Annotated in this window: 20 protein-coding genes; 14 read left to right on the forward strand and 6 right to left on the reverse strand. The window is 44.3% G+C overall.

All coding sequences use genetic code 11. From position 1 onward, the window contains the following. Positions 1–266: 266 nt before the first annotated feature. A complete protein-coding gene (gene nagE / locus AACU28_RS12885; protein WP_017079465.1) occupies positions 267–1,826 on the forward strand; it encodes an N-acetylglucosamine-specific PTS transporter subunit IIBC in 1,560 nt (519 codons plus the stop codon). 302 nt (positions 1,827–2,128) lie between these two features. After that, positions 2,129–3,796: a glutamine--tRNA ligase gene (glnS, locus tag AACU28_RS12890; protein WP_017084091.1), complete on the forward strand. Its 1,668-nt coding sequence runs from the start codon at positions 2,129–2,131 to the stop codon at positions 3,794–3,796. Between the two features lie 198 nt (positions 3,797–3,994). Here glnS and fcrX read toward each other — a convergent pair whose 3' ends face one another. Further along, positions 3,995–4,444 carry a ferric iron uptake transcriptional regulator FcrX gene (gene fcrX / locus AACU28_RS12895; RefSeq protein WP_004734226.1) on the reverse strand — a complete coding sequence of 150 codons (450 nt, stop codon included), beginning with the start codon at positions 4,442–4,444 and terminating at the stop codon, positions 3,995–3,997. A 207-nt stretch (positions 4,445–4,651) separates the two neighbouring features. Here fcrX and AACU28_RS12900 point away from each other — a divergent pair, with 207 nt between their 5' ends. Then, a complete protein-coding gene (locus AACU28_RS12900) occupies positions 4,652–5,158 on the forward strand; it encodes a DUF4442 domain-containing protein (protein ID WP_017092672.1) in 507 nt (168 codons plus the stop codon). A 96-nt stretch (positions 5,159–5,254) separates the two neighbouring features. Here AACU28_RS12900 and fldA read toward each other — a convergent pair whose 3' ends face one another. The 3 genes from fldA to AACU28_RS12915 form a co-directional block, all read right to left on the reverse strand. After that, entirely contained in the window at positions 5,255–5,788 is a 534-nt protein-coding gene (fldA, locus tag AACU28_RS12905) for a flavodoxin FldA (RefSeq protein WP_004734224.1), read from the reverse strand. A gap of 57 nt (positions 5,789–5,845) precedes the next feature. Further along, complete coding sequence (locus AACU28_RS12910) at positions 5,846–6,064, reverse strand: DUF2788 domain-containing protein (RefSeq protein WP_004734223.1); 219 nt, start codon at positions 6,062–6,064, stop codon at positions 5,846–5,848. Positions 6,065–6,172: 108 nt separating this feature from the next. Next, positions 6,173–6,934: an alpha/beta fold hydrolase gene (locus AACU28_RS12915; protein WP_102450870.1), complete on the reverse strand. Its 762-nt coding sequence runs from the start codon at positions 6,932–6,934 to the stop codon at positions 6,173–6,175. Between the two features lie 93 nt (positions 6,935–7,027). Between AACU28_RS12915 and seqA the strand changes: the two genes are divergently transcribed. Beyond that, positions 7,028–7,567 (forward strand): replication initiation negative regulator SeqA, encoded by a 540-nt coding sequence (gene seqA, locus AACU28_RS12920; RefSeq protein ID WP_004734221.1) that lies wholly within the window; start codon positions 7,028–7,030, stop codon positions 7,565–7,567. Positions 7,568–7,659: 92 nt separating this feature from the next. Beyond that, entirely contained in the window at positions 7,660–9,306 is a 1,647-nt protein-coding gene (gene pgm, locus AACU28_RS12925) for a phosphoglucomutase (alpha-D-glucose-1,6-bisphosphate-dependent) (RefSeq protein WP_121603035.1), read from the forward strand. A 164-nt stretch (positions 9,307–9,470) separates the two neighbouring features. Here the strand turns inward: pgm and AACU28_RS12930 are convergent, their stop codons facing one another. After that, positions 9,471–10,229: a DUF1853 family protein gene (locus tag AACU28_RS12930; RefSeq protein ID WP_121603036.1), complete on the reverse strand. Its 759-nt coding sequence runs from the start codon at positions 10,227–10,229 to the stop codon at positions 9,471–9,473. Positions 10,230–10,319: 90 nt separating this feature from the next. On the opposite strand from AACU28_RS12930, the gene AACU28_RS12935 reads away from it, so the two are divergent. Continuing rightward, a complete protein-coding gene (locus AACU28_RS12935; RefSeq protein ID WP_102453294.1) occupies positions 10,320–11,078 on the forward strand; it encodes a Nif3-like dinuclear metal center hexameric protein in 759 nt (252 codons plus the stop codon). A gap of 136 nt (positions 11,079–11,214) precedes the next feature. Here AACU28_RS12935 and AACU28_RS12940 read toward each other — a convergent pair whose 3' ends face one another. Next, a complete protein-coding gene (locus AACU28_RS12940) occupies positions 11,215–12,504 on the reverse strand; it encodes a citrate synthase (RefSeq protein ID WP_004734217.1) in 1,290 nt (429 codons plus the stop codon). A 414-nt stretch (positions 12,505–12,918) separates the two neighbouring features. Here AACU28_RS12940 and sdhC point away from each other — a divergent pair, with 414 nt between their 5' ends. The 8 genes from sdhC (at position 12,919) to sucD (ending at position 22,537) form a co-directional block, all read left to right on the forward strand. Continuing rightward, positions 12,919–13,311 carry a succinate dehydrogenase cytochrome b556 subunit gene (gene sdhC, locus AACU28_RS12945; RefSeq protein ID WP_012604532.1) on the forward strand — a complete coding sequence of 131 codons (393 nt, stop codon included), beginning with the start codon at positions 12,919–12,921 and terminating at the stop codon, positions 13,309–13,311. Then, on the forward strand, positions 13,305–13,652 hold the full coding sequence (gene sdhD / locus AACU28_RS12950; RefSeq protein ID WP_004734215.1) for a succinate dehydrogenase, hydrophobic membrane anchor protein: 348 nt from the start codon (positions 13,305–13,307) through the stop codon (positions 13,650–13,652). Before sdhC ends, sdhD begins: the two co-directional genes overlap by 7 nt. Further along, positions 13,653–15,419 carry a succinate dehydrogenase flavoprotein subunit gene (gene sdhA / locus AACU28_RS12955; RefSeq protein WP_009847321.1) on the forward strand — a complete coding sequence of 589 codons (1,767 nt, stop codon included), beginning with the start codon at positions 13,653–13,655 and terminating at the stop codon, positions 15,417–15,419. It abuts the gene before it with no gap. A gap of 12 nt (positions 15,420–15,431) precedes the next feature. Beyond that, the gene (locus AACU28_RS12960; protein ID WP_004734213.1) at positions 15,432–16,145 is read left to right on the forward strand and encodes a succinate dehydrogenase iron-sulfur subunit; all 714 of its coding nucleotides are present in this window, start codon (positions 15,432–15,434) and stop codon (positions 16,143–16,145) included. A 97-nt stretch (positions 16,146–16,242) separates the two neighbouring features. Then, positions 16,243–19,062, forward strand: a complete 2,820-nt coding sequence (sucA, locus tag AACU28_RS12965; protein ID WP_017079473.1) for a 2-oxoglutarate dehydrogenase E1 component — start codon at positions 16,243–16,245, stop codon at positions 19,060–19,062. Positions 19,063–19,083: 21 nt separating this feature from the next. Further along, positions 19,084–20,292, forward strand: coding sequence for a 2-oxoglutarate dehydrogenase complex dihydrolipoyllysine-residue succinyltransferase (odhB, locus tag AACU28_RS12970; RefSeq protein ID WP_004734211.1), 1,209 nt, complete (start codon positions 19,084–19,086; stop codon positions 20,290–20,292). Between the two features lie 206 nt (positions 20,293–20,498). Further along, positions 20,499–21,665, forward strand: a complete 1,167-nt coding sequence (sucC, locus tag AACU28_RS12975; RefSeq protein ID WP_004734210.1) for an ADP-forming succinate--CoA ligase subunit beta — start codon at positions 20,499–20,501, stop codon at positions 21,663–21,665. Beyond that, positions 21,665–22,537 (forward strand): succinate--CoA ligase subunit alpha, encoded by an 873-nt coding sequence (sucD, locus tag AACU28_RS12980; RefSeq protein ID WP_004734209.1) that lies wholly within the window; start codon positions 21,665–21,667, stop codon positions 22,535–22,537. The genes sucC and sucD overlap by 1 nt, the downstream gene beginning before the upstream one ends. The last annotated feature ends 143 nt before the right edge of the window (positions 22,538–22,680 follow it).

Raw genomic sequence — 22,680 nt, forward strand, 5'->3', positions numbered from 1 at the left:
GTAAACCCAGAGATAGCATCATTTTGTCTAATGATTAGGTTTAGATTTTATCTATAAACGTTCATTTTTTTGAATGATAAAATAAGTTTTATGATCTCGCTAGCAAAAACCTCTGGATTTGGTAAAAACTGGTGATTACGATCACAAATGGTAAGGTTTTAATTTGCGGAGCAAAATTAATTGAATACACTGAATAGGACTAAATTGAGCGACTAAAATAAGTTTCTCAAACGAATTCTAAAAAATCCTATAGGGGGAAACAACTGGTGAATATTCTAGGATATGCACAGAAGCTTGGTAAGGCGTTAATGCTACCAATCGCAACGCTTCCGATTGCGGCGCTTCTTTTACGTTTAGGTCAAGGCGATCTACTTGATATTCCATTCATGGCAGAAGCTGGTGGTGCTATCTTCGGTAACCTACCATTGCTATTTGGTCTAGGTATCGCGATTGGTCTTTCTAAAGACGGTAACGGCGCAGCGGGTCTTGCTGGTGCAGTTGCTTACTTCGTACTAACAGCAACAGCAACGACAATTAACGCAGACGTTAACATGTCATTCTTCGGCGGTATCTTCGCAGGTATCATCGCAGGTCACTCTTACAACGCTTTCCATGCAACACGCCTTCCTGAGTGGCTGGCTTTCTTCGCGGGTAAACGTTTAGTACCTATCATGGCCGGTCTATTTGCACTTGTTGCAGGTGCTGTGTCTGGTGTGGTTTGGCCTGGTATTCAATCTGGTCTAGATGCACTAGCTCACGCGGTATCAACGTCTGGTGCTGTTGGCCAATTCGTTTACGGTACTCTTAACCGTGCACTAATCCCTGTAGGTCTACACCACGTATTGAACTCATACTTCTGGTTCGGTATGGGTACGTGTCAAGAAATCATCGTTGCTGGTCAAGGCGCATTCGCTAACATCACTCAACTTTGTGTTGACCCTGCACTGGCTAAAACTCTAGTTGTTGGTCAAGAGCATACATTCACATTCGCTAACTCAGTAACTCCAGAGATTACTACTGTTGTTAAAGAAGTGACTGAAACAGTTAAATCTGGCGACCTACACCGTTTCTTCGGTGGCGATAAAGGCGCTGGCGTATTCATGAACGGTTTCTTCCCAGTAATGATGTTCGGTCTACCAGGTGCTGCACTTGCAATGTACCTAGCTGCTCCTGCTGAAAAACGTAGCCAAGTTGGTGGCGCATTGTTCTCAGTTGCATTCTGTTCATTCCTAACAGGTATCACAGAGCCGCTAGAATTCATGTTCGTATTCCTAGCTCCTGCTCTATACGCAATGCACGCGGTATTTACAGGTCTGTCTCTAGTAGTAGCAAACATGTTTGGTACTCTGCACGGTTTCGGTTTCTCTGCTGGTCTAATTGACTTCGTACTGAACTGGGGTCTAGCAACTAAACCATTCACTCTACTATTGATTGGCTTAGCATTCGGTGCTCTATACTTCTTCACTTTCTCTTTCGCAATCCGCGCTTTCAACTTGAAATCGCCAGGTCGTGAAGATGATGACGAAGCTGCAGCAGCTCCTGCTGGTGACGCGCCAAAAGGTGACGTTGCTCGTCAATACCTGAAAGCTCTAGGTGGTCACGAAAACCTGACTTCAATCGATGCTTGTATCACTCGTCTACGTCTAACTCTTAAAGACCGCTCTATCGCTGATGAAGTTGTTCTTAAGAAACTTGGCGCTAAAGGTGTGGTTAAACTAGGTGAGAACAACCTACAGGTTATCCTAGGCCCACTAGCTGAAATCGTCGCTGGCGAAATGAAAGCTATCGGTGCAGGTGAAGACCTATCTGATGTAAAACTTCCATAGTAAAGGAAGTACTTGTTAAGACGTAACAACGGCTCTTAACTAAGTTTCAAATTGAAAGCCTCCCACACGGGAGGCTTTTTTGTGCCTGTCATGTAAGGCCAGTGAACAAGGTTCGTTCTATTCTTCATCGAATAGCAGAAATAATCACAATTAACTGATGGTTCTTATTGTGCAAAGGCGAAGAATTGTGGATGATTAGCAACAATGATCTTTCTATCTTTGATAGGCAGCAAAAGCCGCCTTTGTCTCGGATATGAAAGATAACTTTCTCTGACAATACTAAATACATAGAGGTGCTATAGATGAGTGAAGCTGAGGCTCGTCCATCGAATTTCATTCGCCAAATTATCGATAAAGATTTAGCGGATGGTACACACAGTAGCGTGCATACTCGTTTCCCGCCGGAGCCAAATGGTTACCTGCACATTGGTCACGCTAAATCTATTTGCTTGAACTTTGGTATTGCTCAGGACTACCAGGGACAATGTAATCTTCGTTTCGATGATACAAACCCTGAAAAAGAAGACGTTGAATACGTTGAGTCAATTAAGAATGATGTAAGCTGGTTAGGCTTCGAATGGTCGGGTGATATTTGTTACTCATCAAACTACTTCGATACGCTTTACGCTTATGCTGTGGAATTAATTAATAAAGGCTTAGCGTATGTTGACGAGCTAAGTCCTGAGCAGATCCGTGAATACCGTGGCACGTTAAAAGAGCCTGGTAAAGCGAGCCCATACCGTGATCGCAGCCCTGAAGAAAACCTAGCGTTGTTTGAAAAAATGCGTGACGGTGGTTTCGAAGAAGGCAAAGCATGTTTACGTGCTAAGATCGACATGAGCTCTTCATTCATGGTTATGCGTGATCCAGTTATCTACCGTGTTCGTTTTGCTCACCACCATCAGACTGCTGACAAGTGGTGCATTTACCCAATGTACGACTTCACTCACTGTATCTCTGATGCGCTAGAGGGCATTACGCACTCTATCTGTACGCTTGAATTCCAAGATAACCGTCGTTTGTATGACTGGGTTCTAGACAACATCACGATTGATTGCCAACCTCGTCAGTACGAGTTTAGCCGTCTGAATCTTGAATACACGGTAATGTCGAAGCGTAAGCTGAACCAACTTGTGGTTGAAAACCTAGTTGAAGGTTGGGACGATCCACGTATGCCAACAATCTCTGGTTTGCGTCGTCGTGGCTTCACTTCAAGCTCGATTCGCGAATTCTGTAAACGTATTGGTGTGACTAAGCAAGAGAACATGATTGAGTTCGGCTCACTTGAATCTTGTATCCGTGATGATCTGAACGAAAATGCACCTCGTGCAATGGCTGTTCTTGACCCTATCAAGGTCGTGATTGAAAACTACGACGCTGATACAGTAGAAACACTGACAGTGGCAAACCACCCGAACAAGCCAGAAATGGGTACTCGTGAAGTTCCATTTACACGTGAAGTTTGGATTGAGCGTGACGACTTCCGTGAAGAAGCAAACAAGAAATACAAGCGTTTGGTTCTTGGCAAAGAAGTTCGTCTTCGTGGTGCTTACGTGATCAAAGCTGAACGTATCGAAAAAGATGCAGAAGGCAACATTACGACTATCTTCTGTTCTTACGACAATGAAACATTGGGTAAGAATCCTGCAGATGGTCGCAAAGTGAAAGGCGTTATCCACTGGGTATCTGCTGATAAAGCGCTGCCTGCTGAGATTCGTTTGTACGATCGTCTATTCACAGTGCCAAACCCAGCCGCTGCTGATGACTTCGCTGCAACGCTAAACCCTGAATCACTTGTTACGCTAAATGGTTTTGTTGAACCTAGCTTAGCGGAAGGTGTAGCAGAGCAAGCGTACCAGTTTGAACGTACAGGCTACTTCTGTGTGGATTCGAAAGACTCTAAAGCAGACGCACTAGTATTCAACCGCACGGTTGGTCTACGTGACACTTGGGGTAAAACTGAAGCTTAATGGCTTTGTTTTTCTCAACTCTGTTTTTCCAAGCTTAGTGTCTTAAAGCTTAGTTTCTCAAGATTCGCTTAATAAAAAACCGGCTTAGAGCCGGTTTTTTTGTGTCTGGGAAATAACCAAATTGTGGACCAAGTTGCTGTGATTCTTAATACGGTATCAGCCCAAATAAAAAACGCCGGCCTAAGCCAGCGTTCTGTGTTACTTCTTCGCTTTATGTGCGTCTGGGTTGCCTTTGCAATCCCCAGTGATGCTTTTACCATACAGATATAAACTGTGGTTAGTTAACTGTACGTTGTAGCGTTGAGCGATTTCTTTTTGTCTTTCTTCGATAAGATCATCAGAGAATTCGATAACTTCACCGCAGTCTAAACATACTAGGTGATCGTGGTGATGCTGTGTTGAAAGTTCAAATACAGACTTGCCGCCTTCGAAGTGGTGGCGAGTTACAATGCCAGCATCATCGAATTGGTTCAGTACGCGATAAACGGTCGCAAGACCTATCTCTTCACCTAAGTCGATCAGCTTTTTATATAAATCTTCAGCACTAATATGTTGGCAGTCTGGTTGTTGTAATACTTCTAAAATTTTGAGCCGTGGGAGGGTCACTTTAAGACCAGCATCTTTTAGCGCTTGATTATTGTCTGACATATACTTTCCTGTTGATGATCTGCAGCAATTAACAGAATTCAATATTAATACCATTATAGTTTAGTCAGGCATAACAATAAACCACGAACTTCAAAGGGTTACTTACTGACATCACAATCTGTTTTGTAAATTGGAAGTATCTCACTTATAGTGGAGGTACGACCAGTCAAGCTGACGGTGTTTCTGATATGAACATGGAATGTTGTTATGAATAAGCAACTCGCAAAAATATATAAACCCAACATTGTAAAATTTGCTCTCAATATTTGGCCTCCTTTTTGGGGATCGGGAATTCGAATAGCTCACATTAGCCCTGACTTTAGGGTTGTTAAGACGATACTAAAGCTGCGCTGGTGGAATAAGAACGCCAATCGTACTCAATATGGCGGCAGTATCTTTTCTCTTACCGATCCAGTTTACTCTTTGATGTTAATGGGAATTTTAGGTGAGCGATATTATGTTTGGGATAAAGAGGCGAGTATTAACTTTATCAAGCCGGGTCAATCCGACTTGTATGCAGATTTTGAGATAAGCCAAGGGCAACTGGATGATATCTATCGTCAGACGCAGCTTGGTGAGAAGTGTTTCCCCGAATTTATTATCCACGTTAAAGATAAGCAGGGGAATGTAGTGTCAGAAATTCAGCGAACCCTGTATGTGAGAAAGAAGCCACAATTTAGAGATGATGACGAAGCATTAGAAGCTGAGTGTTGATTGGTGAACATTAAATAGCAAAAAACCTCCTATAAGGAGGTTTTTTCATATCTACATATCGGTCATTAATTGTAACAATTAACAATCGGTAGAGAATTAGTCTTCTAGCTCTGCTAGGCACATTTCTTCGTGGATTTGTTTAACCCAGTTAGATACACGCTCATCAGTTAGCTCAGGTTGACGGTCTTCATCGATACATAGACCAACGAATTGGCTGTCATCGCCTTCAACTAAGCCTTTCGATGCTTCGAATTCGTAGCTTTCAGTTGATGTGTGACCTAGGATAGTACCGCCTTTCGCTTCAACGATGTCACGGATAGTACCCATAGCATCACAGAAGTATTCTGCGTAATCTTCTTGGTCGCCACAACCAAAGATAGCAACAAGCTTAGTTGAAAAATCAATAGCTTCTAGCTCAGGGAAAAAGTCGTCCCAATCACATTGTGCTTCGCCGTAGTACCACGTAGGGATACCAAGCAGCAGTAGATCGAAGTTATCGATATCTTCTTTGCTGCTTTTTGCAATGTCTTGAACTTGAACGAGCTGCTTGCCCAATTGCTTTTGAATCATCTTAGCAACAGCTTCAGTGTTACCTGTATCGCTACCAAAGAAGAGACCTACACTTGCCATAGAATCATTACCTTTCATTTTGTCTGTTGTCGGTGTAATAAAGTTCGGAGGAAATCGTTAGATTCCAGTTCCTTCCCAGCTTAGTTGGATTATCCCTTTTGCGATAAAACCTGCGCAGCCAAGGAAAAGTACTAACCATACGATGCGACGACCAAATGCAGGAACATTTCCTTCCTTTAGAACGTCTTTAATTGCCATTCCGATTAGAAAGAAAATCGCGGCAAACAGAAGATCTAAACCAATAGATTCAATGATGTTCATGTAGTCGTAAAGCATGGGAACCTTATATACCAAATTTGCTTGGGCGCACTATATCACTGTTGTGAGATAAAGTTAATCTGCTGTGATTACACAGCTCTCATTTATATCGACTAATCAACCTATCTAAGCGATGAATTTTCTTATTGCACGGAGTACTTCAGCTGGCTTTTCCGCGTGTAACCAGTGTCCCGTGTTAGCGATAACATGAGCCTTTGCGTTGGAAAACTGCTGTTGAACGGCGGTTTGATGCTCAGCTGTGAGGTAATCAGAATCCCCACCTTTTATTAACAAGGTTTTGACCGAGGTTTTCTCGATCGGTTCCCAACCAATAATTTGTGGATAGTTGCTCAATAACGAAGCAACGTTGAAGCGCCATTCCATGATGCCTTGTTCCGTTTTGAACAAAGATTTGGTCAAGAACTGGCGAACCCCATCAATTTCGATATGTTTTGCGAGGATCTTAAGCGCGTCTGAGCGTGAGGTCGGTTTTTCTTCTATCACGGCTTGTAGGCCGGCGAATACGTTGTCGTGACGACTTTGGGTGTACGCGACTGGTGCCATATCCAAGACAATCAATTTATGCAGCGTAAGATGTTGTGTCAGCGCCATCGCTACCTTGCCACCCATGGAATGACCAATCACAGTGACATCATTTAACTCAAGATCATTCAGTAGTTGAGCCACATCTTGTGCCATTGCTTTATAGCTGTGAGTGTCACTATGGAAGGATTGGCCGTGGTTGCGTAGATCGATACTAAGTACCTGGTGATCGGCTTTTAGATCCCTAGCGAGCAAGCCAAGGTTGTCCAGATTACCGAATAATCCATGGATCAAAACAATGGTGTGACCCGCACCTTCTAATTTATAGTTGAGCTGTACTGACATTTTTATCTTATTCATGGTGGGTTTGACGTAGAGTATCCGCGCGGATCTCGCTATAATCCCCCTGAGTTTAAACATTGAGATTGTGAAAAGCGAATGAAAACAATTGAGGTTGATGAGGACCTATACCGTTTTATTGCGGGTCAGACAGAACGTATTGGCGAAAGCGCTTCAGATATTCTGCGCCGCTTATTACAGGTTGATAGCCAAGGCATGGTTCCGATCGAAGAGATCGTTGAGCCAAAAGGTATCGTTGTTAGCAAAGAGGTAGGCTTTACTCCAGAGAAGTTCGATGGTGTTAAAGAAATGCGCTCACTACTAATATCAGATGAGTTTGCATCACTGAAGAAAGCCATTGATCGTTTCATGCTTGTGTTATCGACACTGCATAAAATCGACCCTTTAAGCTTTTCAGAAGCAACTCAAGTAAAAGGCCGCAAGCGTGTTTACTTTGCAGACAACGAAGAGACCCTGCTAGCAAACGGCAACACAACTAAGCCTAAAGCCATTCCACAAAGTCCTTTTTGGGTTATAACTAATAATAACACTAGCCGTAAAAGACAAATGGTTGAACAGCTTATGAGCCGCATGAGTTTCCAAGCAGAATTGATAGAAAAAGTAACAGGTTCAATTTAACGAAATCTGATTTAAACCTCATAATATCCATGGATAAGAAGATATTATGAGGTTTTTTTGTTTTTAAATTTTATATATAAGGATGTCGAAAAATGGCTATGCACCCTCGTGCTGGGCAGAAAGCTCAGCAGGAAGATCTTCATAATATTCCGGCTTTAGTTGCTAACTATTTCTTACAGCAACCGGATGCTACTAACCCAGACCACAAAGTACTGTTCGGTACTTCAGGTCACCGTGGTACAGCAGACAAATCAACATTTAATGAAAACCACATTCTAGCAATCGCACAAGCGGTGGCTGAAGTTCGTGCTGAGCAAGGTACAACAGGGCCTCTTTTCCTAGGTAAAGATACTCACGCTCTCTCTGAGCCTGCGTTTTCTACTGTAATCGAAGTGCTTGTAGCCAACGGTGTTGAAGTTATTATTCAAGAAAACAATGGCTTTACTCCAACACCAGGTATCTCGCACGCGATTCTTACGCATAACCTAGTGAATGACAAAAAAGCAGACGGCATTGTTATCACGCCTTCGCATAACCCACCACAAGACGGTGGTATTAAATACAATCCGACACACGGTGGCCCTGCTGAGGCTGAGCTAACTCAAGCGATTGAAGATCGTGCGAACGTCATCATTGCTGAGCAAATGCAAGGTGTAAAGCGTACTCCTATCGCACAGGCTAAACAGTCTAAGCTAGTGAAAGAAGTTGATTTAGTTGCACCATACGTTGCTGACTTGGTTAACGTGGTTGATATGGAAGCGATCCAGAAAGCAAACATCAAGATTGGTGTTGATCCACTGGGTGGCAGCGGTATTGATTACTGGCGTCAAATTGGCAAAGCGTACAACTTAGATCTTACTCTGGTCAGTGAAGCGGTTGATCCTTCGTTCCAATTTATGTCTCTAGACAAAGATGGTGTGGTTCGTATGGATTGTTCTTCTCCGTACGCAATGGCAGGCTTACTGGCGCTTAAAGATGACTATCAACTAGCGTTTGGTAACGACCCTGATTACGATCGCCACGGCATCGTTACGCCAAAAGGCCTGATGAATCCAAACCACTTCTTAGCGGTTTGTATTGACTACCTATACCGTAACCGTGAAGGTTGGGGCAAAGACGTTGCAGTGGGTAAAACACTAGTATCAAGTGCACTAATCGACCGTGTTGTTGCTGACTTAGGCCGTGAACTTTGCGAAGTGCCAGTTGGTTTCAAATGGTTCGTTGATGGCTTATACAACGGTCAGTTTGGTTTCGGTGGTGAAGAGAGTGCGGGTGCATCTTTCTTACGTAAAGACGGAACGCCTTGGTCAACAGATAAAGATGGCCTAATTCTTTGTTTGCTTGCGGCTGAGATCACAGCAGTAACGGGTAAGAACCCACAAGAATATTACGAAGAGCTTGCTGCTAAACACGGTGAATCTAAGTACAACCGTATTCAAGCGGTAGCAAATGGCGCTCAAAAAGATGTGCTTAAAAAGCTATCTCCAGAGATGGTTTCTGCTGAGACGCTGGCTGGCGATGCAATTACTGCACGCTTAACACACGCTCCAGGTAACGGTGCTGCGATTGGTGGCCTAAAAGTGACGACTGAAAACGGTTGGTTTGCTGCTCGTCCATCAGGTACAGAAGACATCTACAAGATCTACTGTGAAAGCTTTAAAGGTGAAGAGCACCTGAAAGCAATCGAAGCAGAAGCTCAAGAGATTGTTAATCAAGTATTTGCAGCGGCTGGCCTATAATCGAATACCGATTAGTAGAGTCACAAGGTAAATAGTGAAAGGGTTGATGTGAAAGCATCAGCCCTTTTTTATATCAGCTCGTGGGTAAAGTGGGTAAAGTGGGTAAAGTGGGTAAAGCGGCTAAAGCTAGGTGGTTGAATTACTGTACAACTGAGTAGGTTATACTATCCGTGTGGCCAACTTTGTGGCATCACAAACCAAAACTGCCCTGATTTAGTTTGCCCATGAACGAAGCGATCACCAAACTCGATGATAGGTTCACAGGTGAAGTCATCAGTGCCAGCTGCCCATTGCTCTTTGGTGAGAGGGTAGAGCACGTCAGTAATTAAATGGGCTTGGTTTTGATAACACCAAAAACCGTTTACTTGGCTTGAATTAATGTCATAGCCTAAACATTCAGTAGGTACTTTTTGATCTAAGAATGGGTTGGTATATAGACGACCCTGCATGAGGAGATGTTTTGAGTCGACATCGATCTCTGGATATTGCTCCACAAACGCCGCTGAAGAGGACATGCCAAGTTGATGGGTGAGCATCCTGTCTAACTTCTTATCTAATTGGTCGTGAGAGTTAGGACCAAACCATGTCTGTTCATGGAGCAGGTAAAACTTGATCGCGACTTCCCAGTGTTGCAGCTTTTGGTTGTTCTCTTTTTCAAGAATAAAGTCGATAGCACCGAGTGTTCTGCCATCTACATTAATCTGAATCTCATCGTACTTGACCGAATAATCAGGTGAGGCTTCAATGACTTGTTCACATAGATGCTGGTAGAGGAAACCTAACCTTGGGTTTCCGTTATAAGTGTGTGATGAGTCGATGGCTTGGGGGCTTAAGAATGCACCAAGATCGGAAATCGGTGGCTTAATTTTCAGTAACGGCGGTGAGTCGATGACCCATTGGTAAAAACGTTGCAGTGCTGTCATCGGTTCCTCATAAACTCATCGTGGGGCTTTCGACATTCTACCCGTAAATTGATATAACGACGTTATTATAAAGTTAAGCTGGAAAGAAAAATGAATAACTTACAATTAGAAAAGCTACTTAACGAAAAACTTCAGCCACAGCAGATTAAAGATTACTGTCCTAATGGTCTTCAAGTGGAAGGTACTTCTCAAGTAAAGCGCATTGTTACTGGTGTTACAGCTTCTCAAGCATTAATTGATAAAGCGGTAGAACTGAACGCAGACGCTTTATTGGTCCATCACGGTTTCTTTTGGAAAGGTGAGTCAGAAGCCATTCGTGGTATGAAGGGTAAGCGCATTCGTACCTTGATTAAAAATGACATTAACCTTTTGGGTTACCACTTACCACTGGATATCCACCCTGAACTTGGTAACAACGCCAAGCTTGCAGAGTTGCTCGACATTGAAGTTGAAGGCGGCTTGGAAGGGCATCCACAATCTGTTGCGATGTTTGGTAAGTTGAGTTCACCAATGACAGGTGCGGAGTTCGCAGAAAAGATTGGTCAAGCTTTGAACCGCAAGCCATTACATATCGCTCCAGAAAACCAAGATAAAATGATTACGACTGTCGGTTGGTGCACTGGTGGTGGTCAAGACTACATTGAGTTAGCTGCGTCTAAAGGTATTGATGCATTTATCTCTGGTGAAATTTCAGAGCGCACAACGTACTCTGCACGTGAGCAAGACATTCATTACTTTGCCGCAGGCCACCATGCAACAGAACGCTATGGTGTGAAAGCGCTAGGTGAATGGCTAACGAAAGAACATGGCTTAGACGTAGAATTTATCGATATTGATAATCCAGTGTAACCACGTTTAGAGATTATGACTTTCTGGATATTTGTACCTTCATTGAAGTGATACGAAATACTGGAAGACAAAAAAGGGTTGATGTTAATACATCAACCCTTTTTGATTTCAATCGATTAGAAAAGTCGAAACTTTACTATTCGCGCTCGTGTAGAGCTTGGAAATCACGCTGTTCTTCACCAGTGTACAACTGACGAGGACGACCGATACGGTTCGTCGGATCGCTGTGCATTTCGTTCCAGTGTGCAATCCAACCGATAGTACGAGACATCGCGAAGATTACTGTGAACATAGATACTGGAATACCGATCGCTTTCAGAATGATACCTGAGTAGAAATCTACGTTCGGGTATAGCTTCTTAGAAACAAAGTACTCATCAGAAAGAGCGATGCGCTCAAGTTCCATTGCTACGTCTAGTAGTGGATCTTGAATGTTTAGCTCTTTAAGTACTTCGTGACACGCTTCACGCATTACAGTTGCACGCGGATCGTAGTTCTTGTAGACACGGTGACCAAAGCCCATTAGGCGGAATGGGTCATCTTTGTCTTTTGCTTTTGCTACGTATTCTTCAATGTTGTCTACGCTACCGATCTCTTCAAGCATCATTAGACAAGCTTCGTTAGCACCACCGTGAGCAGGACCCCACAAAGAAGCGATACCAGCAGCAATACAAGCAAATGGGTTTGCACCCGAAGAACCTGCTAAACGAACCGTTGACGTTGAAGCATTTTGTTCGTGATCAGCATGTAACGTAAAGATTTTGTCCATTGCGCGAGCCACAACAGGGTTTACTTCGTATTCTTCACATGGGTTTGCATACATCATGTGTAGGAAGTTTTCTGCGTAGCCTAGGTCATTGCGCGGGTAGATAAACGGTTGACCGATAGAATATTTGTAACACATTGCAGCCAGTGTAGGCATTTTTGAAATTAGGCGGTATGCCGCAATTTCACGGTGTGTGTCGTTATTAACATCTAATGAATCATGATAGAACGCAGCAAGCGCACCTACCACACCACACATAACAGCCATTGGGTGAGCATCACGGCGGAAACCGTGGAAGAAACTAGCAATTTGCTCATGAACCATGGTGTGACGTGTGACTGTCGTCTTGAACTCTTCGTATTGAGCTCGAGAAGGGGCTTCGCCGTATAAAAGAATGTAACAAACTTCTAAGTAATCAGCGTTATTGGCCAGTTGATCAATTGGATAACCACGGTGTAGAAGAATACCTTTTCCACCGTCAATATAAGTTATTTGCGATTCACAAGATGCAGTGGCAAGAAAACCAGGATCAAAAGTGAAAAAACCATTAGAACCCAGTGTACGAACGTCGATGACCGGAGTACCAAGTACACCTTCTGTAATCGGCAATTCGATCGGTGCTTGACCTTCAATATGAAGGGTAGCTTTCTTATCCGCCATAACAATCTCCTTTGTTATTATTAATCCGTCCAGGATGTTTATGTGCCATTTTTTTACTGGTCTTACGTGAGAAAGTCAATTTTTCTGCAGCTTTGTGTGCACTTGTTAGTGTTTTTTACATTAAATTCGTTAAAAATCTGTTCTGTGTAGCATTATTTGTTGCATCAATTGTATTAGAATGTTGCCAGCCGTATAGTGGCGCTGAAAAGTTTGGTTAAAACCTTATAAATGCAAGGCTAAGAAGAAATGTGAGGTGTCTTCAGAAACCTAGCTGTTAACAATTATTTTACAATTATCTAAGGCTCAACTTACGTTATTTGTTAAGTTAATGTTAAATTTTGAAGGTTTGCAATCAAATTTTGTCCATAACAATACATAAGGTTATTTAATGACCATCATGCTCAATGGAGCTGAGTGAGCGAGCCCGTGAAAGAAAGAAAGACAAGACCTGTTAATTTAGATTTACAGACCATCCACTTTCCTATCACAGCAATAGCTTCCATCCTACACCGTGTGTCTGGGGTGATTACTTTTGTTGCGATCGGAATTCTGCTTTGGTTACTATCCATTTCCCTCTCTTCCCCTGTAGGCTTTATGGAAGCTAGCGACATTGTCGACGGTTTCTTCGTGAAGTTTATTCTGTGGGGCATTTTAACCGCTTTGGCTTACCACATTGCTGGTGGTATTCGTCACCTTCTTATGGACCTTGGTCACTTTGAAGAGCTGGAATCTGGCGCTAAGAGCGCGAAGGTTGCATTCGCAGCAACAGCGGTATTGTCTCTACTAGCGGGGATCTTAGTATGGTAAACAACGTTTCTACTTTTGGTCGTAATGGTGTGCATGATTATCTATTGATTCGTGCAACAGCCATCATTATGACGCTTTACACTATCTACCTAGTGAGCTTCTGTGCTTTCTCAGGTGATATTTCTTACGCATCTTGGACGCAATTCTTTGGTGGTACTTTCACTAAAGTTTTCACCATGTTAGCACTTACTTCAATTTTGGTTCACGCGTGGATCGGCTTGTGGCAAGTACTAACTGACTACATCAAATGTGCAAAATTGCGCGTTGGTCTTCAAGTCGGTGTTGTTGCGGTTCTTCTAGGATATTTCTTCTCTGGTCTGTTTATTTTGTGGGGTGCGTAAGTGACTATTCCTGTTCGTGAGTTTGATGCTGTAGTAATCGGTGCTGGTGGTGCTGGTATGCGCGCCGCGCTACAAATTTCTGAGCAAGGCCTATCTTGTGCGTTGCTTTCTAAAGTTTTTCCAACTCGTTCTCATACTGTATCTGCGCAAGGTGGTATCACCGTTGCTCTTGGTAATGCGCATGAAGATCACTGGGAACAACACATGTACGATACGGTTAAAGGTTCCGATTACATCGGCGACCAAGATGCTATCGAATACATGTGTAAAAATGGCCCTGAGTCGGTTATCGAATTAGAAAAAATGGGTCTTCCATTTTCTCGTTTTGATAACGGCAGTATTTACCAACGTCCGTTTGGTGGCCAATCTAAGAATTTTGGTGGTGAGCAAGCGGCTCGTACTGCAGCGGCAGCTGACCGTACTGGTCACGCACTGCTTCATACGCTTTACCAACAAAACATTAAACACAAAACGACGGTTTTCTCTGAGTGGTATGCACTGGATCTTGTTAAAAACGAAGATGGTGCAATCTTAGGTACTACCGCGCTTTGTATGGAAACGGGCGAGGTTTGCTACTTCAAAGCGAAGGCAACAATCCTTGCTACTGGTGGTGCTGGTCGTATCTATGCATCAACAACGAATGCACACATTAACACTGGTGACGGTGTTGGCATGGCAATTCGTGCTGGCGTTCCAATGCAAGACATCGAAATGTGGCAGTTCCACCCAACGGGTATCGCTGGTGCAGGTGTTTTGGTAACAGAAGGTTGTCGTGGTGAAGGTGGTTACCTTCTCAATAAAGACGGCGAGCGCTTCATGGAACGTTATGCTCCGAATGCTAAAGATTTAGCAGGTCGTGATGTGGTAGCTCGTTCGATGATGGTTGAGATTCGTGAAGGTCGTGGTTGCGATGGCCCATGGGGTCCTCACATTAAGCTGAAACTTGATCACCTAGGTAAAGAGACGCTTGAGTCTCGTCTACCGGGTGTATGTGAGCTTTCTCGTACGTTTGCTCACGTTGATCCAGTTAAAGAACCAATTCCTGTAATCCCAACGTGTCACTACATGATGGGCGGTGTTCCTACGCAGGTTTCTGGTCAAGCAATCAAACAAACTGAAGACGGTACAGACGTTGAAATTCAAGGTCTATTCGCTTGTGGCGAAATCGCTTCAGTATCTGTACATGGTGCAAACCGTCTAGGTGGCAACTCGCTACTTGATTTGGTTGTGTTTGGCCGTGCGACAGGTCTTCACCTTGGTGAGACTCTGAATAAGCAAGCTGAAGCAAAACCTGCAACTGAAGCCGACATTGAACGTTCATTAGAGCGATACAATCGTTGGGAAAACAGTACAGACGGTGAAGACCCTGCGGTAATTCGTAAAGATCTTCAGCAATGTATGCAGAACAACTTCTCTGTATTCCGTGAAGGTAAAGCGATGGCTGATGGCTTAGAAGAGCTTAAAGTGATTCGTGAGCGTCTTAAGAATGCACACCTTTCAGACAAGTCGACAGAGTTCAACACGCAACGTATTGAGTGTTTAGAGCTTGAAAACTTAATGGAAACGGCATTCGCAACTGCGGTTGCAGCAAACTTCCGTACAGAGAGTCGTGGAGCGCATGCTCGTTTTGACTTCCCAGACCGTGATGATGAGCAATGGCTATGCCACTCACTTTACAACCCAGAATCAGAAAGTATGACTAAGCGTGGCGTGAACATGGAACCTATCCATCGTGAAGCATTCCCGCCGAAAGCACGTACGTACTAAGGAGATATGACCATGAAACTGAATTTCTCTTTATACCGTTACAACCCAGATGTGGACCAGAAGCCTTACATGAAAGAGTACACCTTAGAGGTGGAAGAAGGCTCTGACATGATGCTTTTGGATGCGCTTATTCTTTTGAAAGAGCAAGATCCAACGATTTCATTCCGCCGTTCATGCCGTGAAGGTGTATGTGGTTCTGATGGCTTGAACATGAATGGTAAAAACGGGTTGGCGTGTATTACGCCTCTGTCTGCTCTTACTGGCCAAGATAAAATCGTAATTCGCCCACTTCCAGGTTTGCCTGTCGTGCGTGATTTAATCGTAGACATGACTCAGTTCTACGATAACTACGAAAAAGTTAAGCCGTTCTTAGTGTCTGATGGCAATGTGCCACCGGCTCGTGAAAACCTACAAAGCCCTGATGAGCGTGCTCATTTAGATGGTTTGTATGAATGTATCATGTGTGCATGTTGTACGACTTCGTGCCCATCATTCTGGTGGAATCCAGATAAGTTCATTGGACCAGCTGGCCTGCTTGCAGCATACCGTTGGCTAATAGATAGCCGAGATACGGCGACAGACGAACGTCTGTCCGATCTTGATGATGCATTTAGCGTTTTTCGTTGCCATGGCATCATGAATTGTGTAAGTGTTTGTCCTAAGGGATTAAATCCGACGAAAGCAATTGGTCACATCAAGACCATGCTTGTGAATCGTTCGGTTTAAGTTATATAAAAATTGCCGCCCTAGAAGTTTTGGGGCGGCCTTTTAATAGCTCGGCATAGACCGCAGCAAACGTGAAAACTACTGGTTAAGGGAAAATATGCACAACGGCGTGATGAAGGCATGGCTCGAGTCTTCACACTTGGCTGGCGCCAATGCAACGTACGTAGAAGAACTCTATGAACTGTATCTAAGTGACCCCGATTCGGTAAGTGACGAATGGAGAAGTGTTTTTGAAGAATTGCCTGTGCAAGCTTCAGAAGCAGTGGAACAACCACACTCTCGTGTTCGTGAATACTTCCGTCGACTCGCTCAAGAAACAAAGCATTACAGTGTCCAAGTTAGTGATCCAGATGTCGATGCGAAACAAGTAAAGGTTCTGCAACTTATTAATGCCTATCGATTCCGAGGGCATCAATCAGCAAATCTAGACCCCCTAGGTTTATGGGAAAGAGATACAGTCGCTGAACTGGATCCTTCTTTTCACACTCTTACCGAAGATGACCTCAATGAGACGTTTAACGTCGGCTCTTACGCCATTGGCCAAGAGACGATGGTGCTTCGAGATTTGTACAAATCTCTAAAGCAAACTTATTGTGGTTCGATTGGTGCTGAATACATGCACATGACTAACACAGAGCAAAAGCGTTGGATCCAACAACGTTTAGAGTCTGTTTCTGGTCAACCCTCTTTCGATAAAGAAGAAAAGCAAGCTTTCCTAGAAGAGCTAACTGCTGCTGAAGGTCTTGAGCGCTATCTTGGTGCTAAATTCCCAGGCGCAAAACGCTTCTCATTGGAAGGTGGTGATGCGTTGATCCCAATGACGAAGGAAATTATTCGTCATGCAGGTGGACAGGGCATGCGTGAAGTTGTTGTTGGTATGGCTCACCGTGGTCGTCTAAACATGCTGGTCAATGTGCTTGGTAAAAAGCCACAAGACCTGTTTGACGAGTTTGCGGGCAAGCACAGCGATGACTCGTGGGGCACTGGTGATGTGAAATACCACCAAGGTTTCTCTGCGGATTTCGCAACACCAGGCGGCAACGTTCACTTAGCACTTGCATTTAACCCATCTCACTTAGAAATCGTAAACCCGGTAGTTATCGGTTCGGTACGTGCTCGCCAAGATCGTCTAGACGATAAAGATGGCAGCCGCGTACTTCCAATTACTATCCATGGTGATTCAGCTATCGCTGGCCAGGGTGTAGTACAAGAGACGTTCAACATGTCTCAAGCTCGTGGTTTCTGTGTTGGTGGTACGGTTCGTATCGTTGTAAATAACCAAGTTGGTTTTACAACGTCTAACCCTCGCGATACACGTTCTACGATGTACTGTACCGATATCGCGAAGATGGTTCAGGCTCCGATTTTCCACGTTAACTCTGATGATCCAGAAGCTGTCGCTTTCGTAGCACGTCTTGCATTAGATTACCGTAATACGTTTAAGCGTGATGTTGTTATTGATTTGGTTTGTTACCGTCGCCACGGTCACAATGAAGCCGATGAGCCGAATGCAACGCAGCCTTTGATGTACCAAAAAATCAAGAAGCATCCAACGCCACGTAAGCTTTATGCTGACGTGCTAATGGAACGCGGTGAGTTTGGTATTGATACGGCAACTCAACTCGTTAACGAGTATCGTGATGCACTTGATCACGGTGAAGTTGTGGTTAAAGAGTGGCGCCCAATGGCACTTCACTCAGTGGACTGGTCACCTTACCTAGGTCACGACTGGAACATCGAATGGGACAACAAGATTGATATCGAGCGCCTGAAAGAGCTTGGTAGCAAACTTTGTCAATACCCAGACAGCCATAAGCTGCAAAGTCGAGTAAACAAACTGTACAACGATCGTACTGCCATGGTGAATGGTGAGAAACAAGTCGATTGGGGTATGGCCGAGACTCTGGCTTACGCAACACTTGTTGATGACGGTAAGCGTATTCGTATCTCAGGCCAAGATTCAGGTCGTGGTACGTTCTTCCACCGCCACTCAGTACTGCACAATCAATCAGATGCAAGCACGTATGTTCCTCTTGCGAACATTCATGATAAACAAGGGCCATTCCAAGTATTTGACTCTGTGTTATCTGAAGAAGCGGTACTCGCATTTGAGTATGGTTATGCAACGGCAGAACCAAGCGGTCTAACCCTTTGGGAAGCACAATTTGGTGACTTCGCAAACGGTGCACAAGTTGTAATCGACCAATTCATTTCGTCAGGTGAGCAAAAGTGGGCACGTTTATGTGGTCTAACTATGCTGCTTCCTCACGGCTATGAAGGCCAAGGCCCAGAGCACTCATCTGCTCGTCTTGAACGTTACCTTCAATTATGTGCTGAACAAAACATGCAGGTTGTTGTTCCTTCAACGCCGGCACAGGTTTATCACATGATTCGCCGTCAGGTTGTTCGACCAATGCGTCGTCCACTGATCGTAATGTCACCTAAGTCATTGCTTCGTCACCCTCTATGTACGTCTTCTATGGAAGATCTAGCAGAAGGTACGTTCCAACCAGCTATCGCAGAAATTGATGATCTGGCTCCTGAGAACGTAAAACGCGTCGTGTTCTGTTCAGGTAAGGTTTACTTTGACCTGCTTGATCAAAGACGTAAGAACGAGCAAGACGATGTCGCTATTGTACGTATTGAGCAACTTTACCCGTTCCCTTACGAGGACGTGAGAGCTGCAATCGCACAATACACAAATGTAGTCGATTACGTTTGGTGTCAAGAAGAGCCACAAAACCAAGGTGCTTGGTACAGTAGCCAACATAATTTCCGAGCTGCTATTCCAGTGGGTGCTGATATTCAATATGCAGGTCGTCCTGCATCAGCATCACCAGCTGTTGGCTATATGTCGGTACACTTGAAACAACAAAAAGCGTTAGTTGACGACGCTTTGACCCTACTTAAGAACTAGAAGTAAAAGGAAAATACGCACATGACAATTGAAATTCTGGTTCCAGATTTACCTGAATCTGTGGCTGATGCAACAGTGGCGACTTGGCACAAAAAACCAGGCGAAGCCGTTGCACGTGATGAAGTCATTGTAGACATCGAAACAGATAAAGTAGTTCTAGAAGTACCGGCTCCTGAAGCGGGTGTTCTGGAAGCTATCCTAGAAGAAGAGGGTGCTACGGTACTTTCTAAGCAGCTTCTTGCAAAGATCAAACCTGGTGCTGTCGCTGGTGAACCAACGAAAGATACCACTGAAGATACAGAAGCTTCTCCTGATAAGCGCCACAAAGCGGCACTGACAGAAGAAAGCAACGACGCACTAAGCCCAGCTGTTCGTCGTCTTCTTGCAGAACACAACCTACAACCAGCTGACGTCAAAGGCACTGGTGTTGGTGGTCGTATTACTCGCGAAGACATCGACGCGCACCTAGCAGCAGCGAAAGCGGCTCCGGTAGCAGCATCTGCACCAGCAGTTGAAGCGCCAGCAGCGGCTCGTAGCCAAAAACGCGTGCCTATGACTCGCCTACGTAAGACAGTTGCAAACCGTCTTCTAGAAGCGAAGAACAGCACAGCAATGCTGACTACTTTCAACGAAGTGAACATGAAACCAATCATGGACCTTCGTAAGCAGTACAAAGACCAATTCGAGAAGCGTCACGATACGCGTCTTGGTTTCATGTCTTTCTATGTGAAAGCAGTAACAGAAGCGCTGAAGCGTTTCCCAGAAGTTAACGCTTCGATTGATGGTACAGATATCATTTACCACAACTACTTCGATATCAGCATGGCGGTATCTACGCCACGCGGTCTAGTGACTCCAGTACTGAAAGACTGTGACACACTAGGTTTTGCTGACATCGAAAAAGGCATCAAAGAGCTAGCAATCAAAGGCCGTGACGGCAAGCTAACTGTTGATGAACTGATGGGCGGTAACTTCACTATCACAAACGGTGGTGTATTTGGTTCTCTAATGTCTACGCCAATCATCAACCCGCCTCAAGCGGCAATTTTGGGTATGCATAAAATCCAAGATCGTCCAATGGCTGTTGATGGCAAGGTAGAAATTCTACCAATGATGTACCTAGCGCTTTCTTACGATCACCGTCTAATCGATGGCCGTGAATCAGTTGGCTTCCTAGTGACTATCAAAGAGCTTCTAGAAGATCCTGCACGTCTGTTATTAGACGTTTAGTATCGCTAAAACGTCTAGTTAACCTCGTTAGCTAGACGTAAAAAGTTTCAAAGGCTAGGCTGCTCAACGTCTGGCCTTCACTTGAACTGTAAAGCCATTAGAAAATGGACAGCAGTTGATTTGAGAAGACCCTACAGACGTACCACAGGAAACTGTGTCGTTATGGAAATAATAATCCCTTAAGGGAAAATAAACGGAATATCAAAATGAATTTGCATGAATACCAAGCCAAACAGCTGTTTGCAGAATTCGGTTTGCCTGTACCAGAAGGTTTCGCATGTGATACAGCACAAGAAGCTTTCGAAGCTGCAGGTCGTATCAGTACAGCCAAGAAAGTCGTTAAGTGTCAAGTACACGCTGGTGGTCGCGGTAAAGCGGGCGGCGTAGAGCTACATGACACTAAAGAAGGCGTTAAAGAGTTTGCACAAAAGTGGCTAGGTAAAAACCTAGTGACTTACCAAACAGACGCTAATGGTCAGCCTGTAACAAAGATCCTAGTTGAAGAAGCATCAAACATTGCTAACGAACTTTACCTAGGTGCTGTTGTTGACCGTGCAACTCGTAAAATTGTATTCATGGCGTCAACTGAAGGCGGCGTGGACATTGAGAAAATCGCTGAAGAAACTCCAGAGTTGATTCACCAGTCTGCGATCGATCCTCTAGTTGGCCCTCAAGCTTACCAAGGCCGTGAATTGGCATTCAAACTTGGCCTAGCTGGCGATCAAATTAAACAGTTCGTTAAGATCTTCATGGGTCTTGGTGAAATGTTCGCTCAGTACGACCTAGCTCTACTAGAAATTAACCCGCTTGTTATTACAAATGAAGGTAACCTTCTTTGTCTAGACGGCAAGATCAACATTGACTCAAACGCAATGTACCGTCAGCCAAAGCTTCGTGAAATGCACGATCCTTCACAAGAAGACGAGCGCGAAGCGCACGCAGCTCAGTGGGAACTGAACTACGTAGCACTTGATGGCAACGTTGGCTGTATGGTTAACGGTGCAGGCCTTGCTATGGGTACGATGGATATCGTAAACCTACACGGCGGCAAGCCAGCAAACTTCCTTGATGTAGGCGGCGGCGCAACAAAAGAGCGTGTAGCTGAAGCATTCAAGATCATCCTTTCTGATGACAATGTTAAAGCAGTACTCGTAAACATCTTCGGTGGCATCGTTCGTTGTGACATGATCGCTGAAGGTATTATTGGTGCAGTTAAAGAAGTTGGCGTAACAGTTCCTGTCGTTGTTCGTCTAGAAGGTACAAACGCAGACCTAGGTCGCGAAGTACTTGCTAATTCTGATGTTGATATCATTGCTGCTGTATCTCTAACAGATGCTGCTCAGAAAGTTGTTGCTGCTGCGGAGGCTAAATAATGTCTGTATTAATTAACAAAGACACTAAAGTAATCTGTCAGGGTTTCACTGGCGGTCAAGGTACATTCCACTCAGACCAAGCTATCGCATACGGTACGCAAATGGTTGGTGGTGTTTCACCTGGTAAAGGTGGTCAAACTCACCTAGGCCTTCCAGTATTCAACACAGTACGTGAAGCAGTAGAAGTAACTGGCGCAACAGCAACAGTTATCTATGTACCAGCACCTTTCTGTAAAGATGCAATCCTAGAAGCAATTGATGCAGGTATCGAACTGATCGTAACGATCACTGAAGGTATCCCTACTACAGATATGATCGACGTTAAAGTGAAGCTAGAAGAAACTGGCGTTCGCATGATCGGTCCTAACTGTCCAGGTCTTATCACTCCAGACGAGTGTAAGATTGGTATCATGCCTGGTCATATCCATAAGAAGGGTAAAGTAGGTATCGTATCTCGTTCAGGTACTCTGACGTACGAAGCAGTTAAGCAAACAACAGATGAAGGCTTTGGTCAGTCTACATGTGTTGGTATCGGTGGTGACCCTATCCCAGGTTCAAACTTCATCGATATCCTAAAACTTTTCCAAGAAGACCCAGAAACTGAAGCAATCGTAATGATTGGTGAGATCGGTGGTACTGCGGAAGAAGAAGCTGCTGAGTTCATCAAAGCAAACGTAACTAAGCCAGTTGTATCTTACATCGCTGGTGTTACTGCTCCTCCGGGTAAACGTATGGGCCACGCTGGCGCAATCATCTCTGGCGGTAAAGGTACTGCTGAAGATAAATTCGCAGCGCTAGAAGCAGCAGGCGTTAAGACTGTTAAGTCTCTTGCTGACATCGGTAAAGGCCTACGTGAAATCACGGGTTGGTAATCAGCTGGCTTTTATCTAACGAGATAGAAGCTAACTGAACGATATAAGAAAGGCTTGGTCATTGACCAAGCCTTTTTCTTTTGTGACCGATTTTTTTGATCGACTATCGCATCAACCACATCAATTGTTGTGTTGTTAAAAGC

This window comes from Vibrio sp. SBT000027 (assembly GCF_963894355.1).
Taxonomy (GTDB): Bacteria; Pseudomonadota; Gammaproteobacteria; order Enterobacterales; family Vibrionaceae; genus Vibrio; species Vibrio splendidus.